Origin of the sequence: Prevotella fusca JCM 17724 (assembly GCF_001262015.1) — a bacterium.
GTDB classification, from domain to species: Bacteria; Bacteroidota; Bacteroidia; order Bacteroidales; family Bacteroidaceae; genus Prevotella; species Prevotella fusca.
Genome location: NZ_CP012074.1, coordinates 175,173 through 188,502, shown reverse-complemented (window position 1 = coordinate 188,502; position 13,330 = coordinate 175,173). Strand labels below are relative to the sequence as shown.

The 13,330-nt window shown below is 48.4% G+C and carries 6 protein-coding genes; 2 read left to right on the top strand and 4 right to left on the bottom strand.

Going from position 1 to position 13,330, the window contains the following annotated elements:
* Nucleotides 1-233: 233 nt before the first annotated feature.
* From ADJ77_RS00745 to ADJ77_RS00730, 4 genes are all read right to left on the bottom strand, one after another.
* Nucleotides 234-1,439 carry a mechanosensitive ion channel family protein gene (locus ADJ77_RS00745; RefSeq protein WP_025078016.1) on the bottom strand — a complete coding sequence of 402 codons (1,206 nt, stop codon included), beginning with the start codon at nucleotides 1,437-1,439 and terminating at the stop codon, nucleotides 234-236.
* A gap of 81 nt (nucleotides 1,440-1,520) precedes the next feature.
* Nucleotides 1,521-2,849, bottom strand: a complete 1,329-nt coding sequence (dacB, locus tag ADJ77_RS00740; protein ID WP_050695920.1) for a D-alanyl-D-alanine carboxypeptidase/D-alanyl-D-alanine endopeptidase — start codon at nucleotides 2,847-2,849, stop codon at nucleotides 1,521-1,523.
* Nucleotides 2,846-3,253 (bottom strand): PH domain-containing protein, encoded by a 408-nt coding sequence (locus ADJ77_RS00735; RefSeq protein WP_025078015.1) that lies wholly within the window; start codon nucleotides 3,251-3,253, stop codon nucleotides 2,846-2,848. Before ADJ77_RS00735 ends, dacB begins: the two co-directional genes overlap by 4 nt.
* 142 nt (nucleotides 3,254-3,395) lie before the next feature.
* On the bottom strand, nucleotides 3,396-4,295 hold the full coding sequence (locus ADJ77_RS00730) for a diaminopimelate dehydrogenase (protein WP_025078014.1): 900 nt from the start codon (nucleotides 4,293-4,295) through the stop codon (nucleotides 3,396-3,398).
* A gap of 487 nt (nucleotides 4,296-4,782) precedes the next feature.
* Between ADJ77_RS00730 and ruvA the strand changes: the two genes are divergently transcribed.
* Together ruvA and sov are read left to right on the top strand one after the other, a co-directional pair.
* Nucleotides 4,783-5,400 (top strand): Holliday junction branch migration protein RuvA, encoded by a 618-nt coding sequence (gene ruvA / locus ADJ77_RS00725; protein WP_025078013.1) that lies wholly within the window; start codon nucleotides 4,783-4,785, stop codon nucleotides 5,398-5,400.
* A gap of 162 nt (nucleotides 5,401-5,562) precedes the next feature.
* Entirely contained in the window at nucleotides 5,563-13,125 is a 7,563-nt protein-coding gene (sov, locus tag ADJ77_RS00720; protein ID WP_050695919.1) for a T9SS outer membrane translocon Sov/SprA, read from the top strand.
* Nucleotides 13,126-13,330 lie beyond the last annotated feature (205 nt).

Sequence of the window (13,330 nt, the reverse complement as noted above, 5' to 3'; positions counted from 1 at the left end):
GGTTCATCAGAACCTTTTAACAGATTTCGTTTGAACATCAGGGCGGCTGTTAGTCTTTGTAACGAAGGCATGGCGAGCTGCATCAAGCTGTAAAGACAGACATTGCAGTCCGATACCACTCTCTCCAACACCAGGCTGGGTCGGTTACAGCTACTTTTTACGTGGTGCTAAGCATGCGCACCATGCGTGCTTGCCCTCCACACCACGTGTGCTGGGCAACAACACCATGCCTTTTATTGCGTAGGATTCTGCGCATAGACTTTCAGTCCGAACTCATTGGCATAGGCATAGACGTGTTCAAGGATGTCAGCCATTGCGTGCTCATAAGGAATCCAGTCTTTCTCACGCAGGAAGAAATAAAGCTCTATAGGTACACCTGCCTGTGTTGCCTCAAGCTGGCGGACAAGAAGCGGCATCTTCTCGTTGACATCCTCACGCTTGGCAAGGTAATGCTCCATGTAATGACGGAACAGTGCTGTGGTGACAACCTCCCCTTGCAGGTCTTCAGTCTTTGCAAGTCCCTTTTCAACAAGCCGTTGTTTGAGTTCATCGTCCGCCACACGGATGCTGCGCACATCAAAGTAAATCATCTTCTTGACCCTCTGCCCCTCTACATCCTGCACTCCCTTCCAGTTCTGGAACATTCCGCTGACCAGCGTCAGGGGCGGTACGGTGGTGATGGTATTGTCGGACTGGCGCACCTTTACGGTCGTCAGGGTGATGTCAATGACCGTACCATCCACGAAACCACCCGGCATTGTGATACGGTCGCCGATATGTATCATCTCGTTACTGGTCAGTCGGACACCTGCAACAAGGCCGTCAATGGTGTCCTTGAACACCAGCATAAGGATAGCCGACGTGGCTCCGAGCCCTGCCAGCAGTGTCACCGGACTGCGATTGATGAGGATTCCGACCACTACTATCACGGCAATGAAGATGGCAAGAATTTTCAGAACACCACAGAATGACTTGAGATAAAGGCTCATTGAGTTGCCGGGTTTTGTGTTGAGATAACGCAGACGGTCAATGATGCCGACTACCAGACGTGTCGTTACCACAGTGAGATAGACGGCAGTCAGCCGTGTCAACACCTCCTGCACAATCGGAAACTGATAGAAGACAAGGGGCATCAGCAGCCATATTACCAAGGCGGGGACGATGTGGCAGGCTGTGCGCAGCACCCGCTGGTCAAAGATTATCTCATCCCACTTCGCCTGCGTACGCTTCACCAGACGCAGTATGAGAGGTACAAACACATACTTGCAGATGCGTTCGGCGATGAAAGCCAGCAGGACTGCCACTACAGCCAACAGGACATGGCGCAGCAGGGGCACGGCACTGCCGTGTACACCTATCGATTCGATGATGTCCTCAACAAATATTCTTATCTCTTCGAGGACATCATTGAGAAGGTTATTGGTTATCTTTGGTAACATAAGTTTTGTTTTGTTAGGGCTATCAGGCTTATTGGGCTAATTAGGCTAATTGGGCTAATTGGGCTAATAAGCCCCCATTAACTACTGGCACAACGCCACGCAGATCTTGTTCTGCAGATTGCGCATCGGTCCGTTGGTGAGTCCTCCATTGTTAATAATAGCGAAACAGAGACGATGTCCGTTGGAAGCAGTGAGGTAACCAGCCAGCGAACTGACACCCTTCACCGTACCCGTCTTCGCCCGGACATTGCCGACTGCAGCCGTTCCACGCATCCTGCTCTTCAGAGTTCCATCCACCCCGGCTATCGGCTGCGCCTCAAGGTAGGCATCATAGATGTCTGAATGCTGATAGGCATAACGCAACAGCTTGGCTTCAAGCTCGGCACTCACATAGTTGTATAAGGACAAACCAGAACCGTCAGCAACATAATAGTTGCGGGAATCCAGTCCGATACGGTTGAAGAGCGCATTCTCATACTGGCGTCCAGCCTTTGCACCTGCCCACCGTATGCCACCACTGGCAGCCAACTGATAGAACATAGACTCGGCATAAAGATTGTCGCTCACTTTCATCATACGGTGGAGCACCTGTCGGATAGAATGTGTCCGCGTTGTAAGCAAGCGTGCATCAGCTGGCATCTGACGTTCGTCAGTAAAGCCATTGACCAACACACCCATTTCCTCTAACCTACGAGAGAAACGATAGGTGAAATCGTCCTTGCCATCAACAAGCAAGGGGGAGAGCGTAGGATTCTTGTCATCCCAGCACCAGCCCTCGCCCAGTCGGTCACGATCCTTGAAGGAGAGGTCGGCATAGATATTCCCTTCTATCGTCTTGATACCCTGGTCACGGACAGCACGGGCAATCTCAGTCATATCCGAAGAGGAGAACATCGGGTCCATACCGCCCACGCAATAGAGGTCGCCACGCAGCACCTGTGTGGAATCATCTATCTCACCCGTATAGTAGATGCGTGTCTTGAAGTCATAGTCAGCACCGAGTTTATCCAAGGCAGCGATGGCAGTGAGGCACTTCATCGTAGACGCAGGACGCAGGTGAAGACGCTCACGGAACTGATAAACCGGCACGTCATCCGTCAAGTCCCACACCATTACACTTGTCTGCACCGTCTCCAGAAGTGAGCTCCGAAGGATTCCATCCAGTCGGGCAGTGACATTCTCCTTCCAGCTAAGACGGCTGTCAGTGGTGAAAGCAGGAATAATACTATCTGTGTCTTCCTCTTCCTCGCTGACCACATTGGGCACATTGGCTACCCTTTGCCGAACAACAGTAATGCCTTTCGGGTTCAGAACGTCCGCAACTTCCGTACTGTCTAAATAAACCTGTGCCTGTACAGGCAGACTCAATACGACACCTAAGACCAGTGCCGATAAGTATTTTAATCTCATACCTCGTTATCTTTCTTTTCTATTCGTTTCTTCAGTGCTGACAGGAAACTGTCTACATTATCGGGTTGTACGCTGACAACGCTGCCGTTCATCATCTCTATCAGTGCATAGTGTCCCAGATGAAAAGCAAACGGACGCTTCTCAACCGATTTCACCTCACTGAGAAGGATGTGTTTCGTCAGTCCTATCCGTCCTGTCTTTATCTGCAGAGCACTGTCATCAGTCAACACATAGCTTGTATGGATGGCACGGTCTACGGCTCTGATAGTCACAATGATAAGCAGACAGCCGAGAATCACCATCAGACTGTTGGTACGATTCCACAGACAGAAGAAGGCACCAAGACCGAAAATCGTAATGGCACCCATGTCGTTTATCGTTACTTTATGCTGGAAAGTTCTCATATTAACTGCAAAAGTACAAAAAAAAGCCTTTGCACATCAATATATTACACAAAAAGATAATGGCAACCAGCGGGTGGTTGCCATTATTAAGGGGAAGGTTATTAGCCTAATTGGGCTAATAAGGCTAATAAGCCAAATAGCCTTAAACCAAAGTCGCAATAATATCCTCGCGACTACCCGGCAGCATATCAATGACTGGAATCTCAGGCATTGTGTAGCAGCCCGGAGCAAGGCGCATGCTGGCACGTGCCACGTTGACAAGTACCTGTGCGGTGAGGGCAGGGTTATTGATACTCATGTCGAAAGAGAAACGCTGGTTATGCGTCTTACCGCTCACACCCTTACGCGTCATGTGGACACCATGACCGACATCATTCAAGGCAGCTACGCTTGGTACGGCAAACACGTGAAGCTCGTCATGTGCAAAGTAATCGTCAGCCTTGAGCTCCTTGGTTACTTCCTCAAGGTTTGCACCCTCTTCCAGTTCAACATAAACCATACGGCGGTGGATTCCCTCACCGAGAGGAATCGTCATTGACAATGCTTCCTTAACGCCTTTCTTGCTGCGTGCCACAACAGAGTGACCCATGGAGCGACCCGGACCGAAGTTGGTATAAGAAAGTCCCTCTGGTGCAAGGCTCTCCAACAGGATACGTACCACAGAGTCTGAACCCGGGTCCCAACCGGCAGCAATGACACTGACGGTGTTTGTGCGCTTGTTGTTCTCCATCTGCTTGGTGCGATAGTCAAGAATTGAACCGTGAATATCGAAAGAGTCTACGGTATTGATACCCAAGGCTGTAATCTTCTCAGCATACTCTGGGCAGCTGCGAGTAGGTGCAGAGAGGATAGCCACATCAACATCCTTCAGCTTTGTTATATCATCAACAACCTCGTATGGGGTCAGTTCCAATGGTTTATCCTTGTCACCCTGACGGCGAACGATACCTGCAATCTCAAAATCCTTTGCTGCTTCAAGTGCATGAACACTGTAAACACCAATGTTACCATAGCCCACAACAGCTGCTCTAATCTTCTTCATATAACTTTAACTTTATATCGTTTAGTACTCGTTATCTGCTGCAAAAGTAACGTTTTCTTTAAAGAAAGTATCGATTGGGGGAGTATTTTAACATAATTATGTAGCAGCCTCACCCCCAACCCCTCTCCGAAAGGAGAGGGGAGTAAACACTAAGATACCCCTTGTAATCAGCTTACAAATGGGCAAATTTACGAGTTAACAGGTTTGTTCCCTGCTATTTACGTATTTAACACCTTCTTGTCTTTTACATTCGTACAATTCACTTTATTCTTAGTTTATTACAAATATATTAAGCACCTTGGCAAACACCTCCCTCGCAAGCAATCAACAAACATATAGTACATTTTACTCCCCTCTCCTTTTGGAGAGGGGTTGGGGGTGAGGCTGTTTTTTATACCTTATAATACAATAATCTCGGATTCTGTTACGTTATTAATCTTGTATATACAAAACGCCTTGCCACGGCAAGGATTATTTTTATTAGATTATGATAGAATACATCAGGGGCGAACTGGCTGACCTGACACCTGCATTGGCTGTTGTCGAAGCACACGGTGTGGGGTATGCGCTGAACATTTCGCTCAACACTTATAGTGCCATACAGGGTAAGACACAAGTGAAACTCTATGTGCACGAGGCGATTATGACGGGTGGACGTGACGATAACTATACGCTCTATGGCTTTGCCAACAAGCAGGAACGCTCGCTCTATCGGCTGTTGATTACCGTTTCGGGGGTAGGTGCGAACACTGCACGTATGATTCTCTCATCGCTGACACCAGCAGAACTCTGCAATGTCATTGCCAACGGTGACGAGAAAATGCTGAAGACGGTGAAGGGTATCGGACTCCGTACGGCACAGCGCATCATCGTAGACCTCAAGGACAAGATTATGCAGAGTAGTATTGCAGATGAACTGCACGTCAGCAGTCAGCCTAACACGCCGGCTGTCAACACTGCTATTAAGGATGAAGCAGTCAGCGCACTGACGATGCTTGGCTTCTCTCCTGCACCATCTGCTAAGGTTGTCGTGAGTATTCTCACGGAACAGCCAGACCTTCCTGTGGAGCAGGTTGTGAAGTTGGCATTGAAGATGATTAAGTAAAACAACCGGCTCCTTCCCTTCCCCCGAAGGGAGGGGCGTGATTACCGCCTATAACTACACTTTGCTGTCTGTTAAGGCTTATCATCGGTTATAACTATCCACCGACTCCAGCACATCCCCTCCCTCGGAGGAGCTTGGGGAGGTATCTAATCAACCTTCTTCTTGAAAAGAAAGCATTACATATCCATCCTTATCATCACACTTCTCGGCAGTATCGGACTGTTGAGCTGGGGACGATCGGCACTTGGTTTTGCACCGATTGCAAAACTGGTCAGACCTATCGCTCCGCCAGATACCATAAAGAAAGCGAAGCCCATCGAAGTGGAGATTGACGAGGAAACCATCCCCGATTCACTGCTACACCCTCGTTGGAAAGTACAGCGCACAACGCCTGTCACCTACGACGACCTCAGAGAGAACTCTACCGACCTTATCCGCCCAGAGAATATGCGACAGACTGTGGAGTATAACGACTCGCTCGACCGCTATATCATCGGCTACAAGATTGGTAAGACCTACGTGATGGCACCAATCATGATGACGCCGGAGGAATATCGGAAGTGGACTGAGAAGCGTAGCTTTGCCGATTACTACCGTTCAAAGAATCAGGAGATACTGAAGGAGAAAGGCAAGGATAAGTTCGACTTCACGGATATGCACTTCTCACTGGGACCGGCAGAAAAGATATTCGGACCGGGTGGTGTGCGTATCAAGACGCAGGGTTCGGCAGAACTGAAGTTCGGTGCAAACCTCAAGAACATTGACAACCCGTCACTGCCTATCCGCAACCGTAAGACGACTGCAATGGACTTTGATGAGAAAATCAATGTCAACGTGAATGGCAAAGTGGGCGACAAGGTGAATATGAACCTTAACTACAACACCGATGCCACCTTCGACTTCGATACACAGAACTTCAAACTGAGATATGAAGGCAAGGAGGATGAGATTATCAAGCTCGTTGAAGGCGGTAATGTAACCTTCCCTTCCAATAACTCTCTCGTGCAGGGAGCATCAGCTCTCTTCGGTATACGTACGGATATGCAATTCGGAAAACTGAAGCTGCAGACGGTATTATCGCAGAAAAAGAGCTCTAACAAGAGTGTAAGCTCACGTGGTGGAAAACAGCTGACACCCTTTGAGATTGATGCGGCTGACTATGAAGAAAACCACCACTTCTTTCTCTCACAGTACTTCCGTGACAACTATGACGTGGCGATGAAATCATTGCCTAACCTCAAGACGGGCGTGACCATCAATCGTGTGGAGGTATGGGTGACCAACAAGACCGGAACGACCAGCAACACACGTAACATCGTAGCACTGACCGACCTCGGTGAGAACAAGAAGATAAGCCGTACCGACCTGTGGGGAACGGGTAATGGACCAGTGCCAACAAACAATGCCAATACAGAATACAGTACCATCACACAGACCTATCCTGCTGCCCGTGACATCGACCAGGTGACAGGTATCCTTGACGGTGCAGGACTTGTGGGTGGTAATGACTATGAGAAGTTGGCAAATGCCCGACTGCTCAACAGTTCTGAATATACCGTCAACAACGCTCTGGGTTATATTTCACTGAAGAGTGGACTGCAGACCGATCAGGTATTGGCAATTGCTTACGAATATACCTACGGTGGCGTAACCTATCAGGTGGGTGAGTTTGCCAGTGATCGTACCAATATCAACGAGGCTCTCTTTGTCAAGTCATTGAAGAACACCAGCAACAACCCTAAGCAGGGAAACTGGGACTTGATGATGAAGAACGTCTATTATCTTGCTTCCAACATTGAGCGTGACAAGTTCCGCCTTGACGTGAAGTATCAGAGTGATACGACAGGTGTATACATTTCATATATCCCCGAGCCACAAGTAAAGAGTCAGACGCTCATCAAACTTCTGAATGCTGACCGATTGGACAACAATAACAATCCACACTCCAATGGCTATTTTGACTACGTGGAGGGCTATACCATCAGCAACGGACGTGTATTCTTCCCGATGGCCGAGCCTTTCGGTAACGGACTTCGCAAAGCCTTGATGGATAAAAGAGTTACGGCTGCCATTGCAGACAAGTATGTCTTCGAACAACTCTACGACTCGACAAAGACTATCGCAAAGCAGATTGCCGAAAAGGATAAGTTCGTCCTTGTTGGTCAGTATCGTGGATCGGCAGCGAATGTAATTTCCCTTGGTGCCTACAATGTTCCACAAGGATCGGTGGTAGTAACAGCGGGAGGTGTAACCTTGAATGAGGGTTCTGACTATAGCGTTGATTACAGTGCCGGCGAGGTGACTATCCTTAACCAGAGCATCATTGATGCAGGTACGGCTATCAACGTATCGTTGGAAAGCCAGAGTGCTTACCAACAGGAACGCAAGACGATGATAGGTGTAAACTGGGAGTACGACTTCTCGAAGGATTTTCAGATTGGTGGTACATTCATGCACCTGTCTGAACAGCCATTGACAACAAAGGTGAATATGGGTTCTGAACCGCTCAACAACACCATTTGGGGACTGAACATCAATTGGAAGAAAGAGAGTCAGTGGCTTACGAATATGCTCAATAAGATTCCTTTCCTGCACGTAACACAGCCTTCTTATATTACTTTCTCTGCTGAGTTTGCACAGTTGTTGGCTGGTCAAAGCAAGGGAACACAGGACAATGCTTCCTATCTCGATGACTTTGAAGGAGCAAAGACAACTATCGACGTAAGTCAGCCAACCTCTTGGATTATCTCAAGTGTACCATCTGACTTCCCTGAATATTCAGACAAAACAACCCTCCGCAGCGGCTTCAACCGAAGTCTGTTGGCATGGTATTATATTGACCCGCTCTTCACTCGTCGCAGTAGTTCGCTGACACCGGGACACATCAAGAGTGACCTCGAACAGCTTTCTAACCACTATGTCCGCGAGATTCCAGTAAGCGAGCTGTTCCCAAACCGTGACCGAAACTACAGCGGTTCCATCTCAACATTGAACATTCTGAACCTCGCCTACTATCCTTCTGAGCGTGGACCGTACAACTTCAATCCGAATCTTGACATCAACGGACACCTCACGAATCCTACTGGCACATGGGGAGGTATGATGCGCAAGCTCGATACCAACGACTTCCAGACTGCCAATATCGAATACATAGAGTTCTGGATGCTCGACCCATTCATCTATTCCAACCGAATGCCGAATGCCAATCAGTATGGTGGTGATTTCTATATCAACCTCGGTGAGGTGTCTGAAGATGTACTGAAAGATGGTAAGAAGTTCTACGAGAGTGGTATGCCAGTAGACGGCAGCCAGTCATGGACGACCACACAATGGGGTAAAATCCCAACACAAAGTACGATTACTTATGCCTTTGCAACTTCAAAGGGTAGTCGTGCGAAGCAGGATGTCGGCTTTAACGGTCTGACAGATGAAGAAGAACAGCAGTTTGCTTCTTATCAGAACTTCCTTACGGCAGCCCGTGCCAACACCAATCAGGCTGTCTTTGACTCGATATGGGCTGACCCTGCCAACGATGACTACCACTACTTCCGTGGTTCTGACTGGGATGCAAAGCAGGCTTCTATCCTCGAAAGATATAAACGTATCAACAACCCACAGGGCAACTCACCAGACAATGACAACAATAATGAACGTTACGACACCTCGTACAAGACAACCCCTGACGTTGAGGACATCAATCAGGACTACACGCTGAACGAATACGAAAAGTACTATCAGTATCATATCAGTATTCGTCCACAAGACCTTGTCGTGGGACAGAACTTCATTGTTGACAAGCGTGTAGCCTCAGCTTCACTGCGTAAGGGTGGCTCTGAACCTGTCACTTGGTATCAGTTCCGCATTCCTTTAGAGGAGTTCCAGAAGCGCGTGGGTAACATCAGCGACTTTACCAGCATCCGCTTCATGCGTATGTTCCTCACTGGCTTCGAAAAGCCTATCGTTCTTCGCTTCGGAACTTTCGACCTTGTAAGTGGCAAGTGGCGTCAGTATCAGCAGAACCTCACCAACTCTGCCAGCAATACGGGTACAATGTCGGTAAGTGCTGTGAGCCTTGAAGAGAACAATGATAAGGTTCCTGTCAACTATGTATTACCTCCTGGCATTCGCCGTGGACAAGACCCTAACCAGCCACAGTTGGTTGAGGAGAATGAGCAGGCACTCTCAATGGTTGTCAATAACCTTGGAACAGGCGAATCAAAGGCTGTCTATAAGAACACAACCCTCGACTTACGTCAGTACAAACGTCTGCAGATGTTCATACACGCCAATGCCTTTGAACAGAACACCACCAATCTTACGGATAACCAGTTGGCAGTGTTCATCCGTCTGGGGTCTGATTACAAGAACAACTACTACGAGTATGAAATTCCTTTGAAGTTGTCAGCTCCAGGGCACTACGACATGTACACGGGTCAGGACCGCCGCATCGTATGGCCTGAGGAAAACATGCTCGACATACCATTGAAGCTGCTCACCTCTGTGAAGAAGCAGCGCAACCAGGCACGTGGTGCAGGAACTGCAAGCTATAACCGTGCTTTCTCTGTCTACGACACTGACCGTCCTGCCAACAAGGTTACCGTGATGGGTAACCCGACACTTGGTGAAGTGAAGACGATGATCATCGGTGTTCGCAACCTTTCCAGCAGTCAGAAGAGTGGCGAGGTCTGGGTGAATGAACTACGTTTACTGGAATTCAATAACGAAGGTGGATGGGCTGCAAGAGGCCAGCTCAATCTTCAACTGTCCGACTTTGGTACAGTGGATATCAATGCCAGCCACAGCACCGATGGCTTCGGTGGCTTGGAACAGGGTGTCAACGAGCGACAACAGGAGACAAAGACAGATGTATCCGTCACAACAAGCCTTGAGTTAGGAAAGTTCTTCCCCGACAAGGCGAAGGTATCTGCACCTTTATATTACAGTGTCACAAAGAGCGAGAACCGTCCTAAGTACAATCCACTTGACACGGATATGGAACTGAAAGATGCCCTTGAAGGTACAGCCAACCGCCGTGAGCGTGATTCTATTGAGTCGATTGCTATAACGAAACGTCTGACAACAAATTTCTCATTGTCTAACGTACGTGTCGGTATTCAGACCAAGAATCACCCTATGCCATACGACCCTGCCAACTTCTCATTCTCTTATAGCCATTCCCACTCTCACACATCGGGTGAGACAACGGTTTATGAGAATGAAGACAACTGGCGTGGAGCATTGAACTATAACTGGACACCAGTATATAAGTCTTGGGAACCTTTCAAGCGTCTTATCAAGAGTAGGTCGAAATGGTTTGAAATCCTCAAACGCTTCGGACTGAACTGGCTACCACAGAACGTAACCTTCAACACTGAAATGGTGCGCAACTACCACGAGTTGCAGGAACGTGATATGGAATCAACAGAGAACAGTCTGTTGCCTCTTACCTTCAGCGAGCAGTTCCTTTGGAATCGTGACTTCGCTCTACGTTGGGACTTGACACGCAATCTTCACATGAACTTCCAAAGTGCGACACACGCTGAGATTGAAGAGCCTTACACACCTATCAATAAAGACCTCTATGCCGACCGTTATCAGGCATGGAAGGACTCGGTGTGGACAAGCATCAAGCACTTCGGTACTCCACTCGACTACCAGCAGAACTTCACGCTCTCCTATCAATTGCCGCTCAATCTGCTGCCTGTATTTAATTGGGTGAATGCTGATGCAAATTATACCGCATCCTACACTTGGGTACGTGGAACAAGCCTTGATGACGGAACTTCACTTGGCAATACCATTACAAGCAACCGTTCGCTGAACATCAACAGCACCTTCAACCTTGAGCGACTCTACAATCATATTCCTTTCCTCAAGAAGACCAATGAGCGTTTCAACCGCACACGTCCTACCCGCCCTACACTGACTGCCGAACAGAAGAAGGCTGAGAGGGAAAAGAAAGAAAAGGAGAAGAAGGAAAAAGACAAGGACGAAGAAAAGAAAAAGGCACTTCCAAAGAACCAGAAGAGCTTTGAAAAGGAAATCGTCATCAATGCCGATTCAGCCGTCCTCGTATCACATGGTAAGAAGACAAGGCGACTCATCATCTCTGCCAAGGATGAAAGAGGAAAGGTAATGAAGATAAAATGGCGTAAGGTGGGAGACACACAGCTGAAAATCTTTAACCGAACCGACTCTGCCATCCGCATGAAACTGACCGTTACACCTAAGGAACCACTCGACAACAAGGGATGGTACAAGACGGCACAATGTGTGGCACGTGCACTGATGATGGTGCGCTCGGCAAGCGTATCCTACCGCAACCAACACGCCATGTCACTGCCGGGATTCATGCCGACCGTGGGCGATGCCTTCGGACAGACACGTGGCATGGGGGCACTGTCGCCGGGACTCGACTTCGCCTTCGGTTTCATTGATGACGATTACATCAGCAAGGCACGTGAGAACAACTGGCTGCTTATGAACGACAGCGTGGCTACACCAGCAACGACAAACCAGACAGAGGATTTGCAAATCCGCATGACACTGGAGCCTTTCAAGGACTTCAAGATTGACCTTACTGCCAGTCGTATGCAGACAACCTCACGAAGCATCCAGTATATGTATGCTGGCAACCCGACGACACAGAGCGGTTCCTTCACCATTACAACCCTTTCACTGGGCACAGCCTTCGAGAGTCAGGGCAATGCAAACAACGGCTATCACAGTGCTACATTCAACCGTTTCGTACAGTCACTCGACGGCTATCGCAACCGTGTGGAGGCTCAATACAGCAATGCTACCTATCCAGCATCCTTCGGCGGAGGACATTTCAGTCCTACAGTGGGTGCTGTCAACAAATACAGTGCTGACGTAATGGTGCCGGCTTTCCTCAATGCCTACACCAGCATGAGTGGCAACGGGCTCAACATCTTCCCTGCGCTGCGCAGTCTGCTGCCCAACTGGTCTATCCGTTACAGTGGTCTCTCTCGTCTGCCGTTCTTCGAACAGTTCTTCAAGAGCGTCAATATCAATCATGCTTATCGCAGCATCTTTGCCATCGGTGCTTATCAGAGTTACAGCACATGGCAGGAATACATGAACGGACTCGGCTTCATTGCTGATGCAACAACGGGCAACCCAATCCCAAGTTCGATGTATAACATCTCGCAGGTGAGCATCAACGAGGCATTCTCGCCGCTTCTTGGTATCGACCTCACGCTGCAGAACAACCTCACTGCACGACTGGAGTATCGTCAGACACGTGTTCTCTCACTCTCCATGACGAGTGTACAGCTGAATGAGGCTTCATCAAAAGACTGGGTTGTGGGCATCGGTTACAGAATCAACGACTTCAACCTCTTCAACAGCGGTACACGCCGTACTGTCAAGAACAAAAAGAAAAAGACAACAGATAGCTCACAGCAGGACAGCAATTCATCCCGACAGAGCAACGGACTGAACCGTGACCTCAACCTACGCCTTGACATGAGCTATCGTCAGCAGGCATCGCTCACACGTGACATTGCTTCGCTCACTTCTGCAGCTTCAAGTGGCAACACCGCCTTCAAGTTCTCTTTCATGAGCGACTACACCTTGAGCCGTTTGGTTACAGCAAGCCTGTATTACGACTTGCAGATTAACACACCGCTCCTCTCGTCAGGCAGCTACCCAACAACCACGCATGACTTCGGTGTGAGTCTTAGACTTAGTCTGACAAGATAAGCATGACTTTGAAATAAAGAAAATACTACATAAGGAAAAGGATTCTGTGCAAGACACCTCCCTTCTTTCCAAAGGTTTTATCCTCTCCTGATTAATGACCACGTAAGATTTGGAAATCATCATTTCAAAATCTTACGTGGATTGCTTATACATCGGATAGAAACATTTTGACATAGTACTATGAGCAACACGGTGTACAACCGAG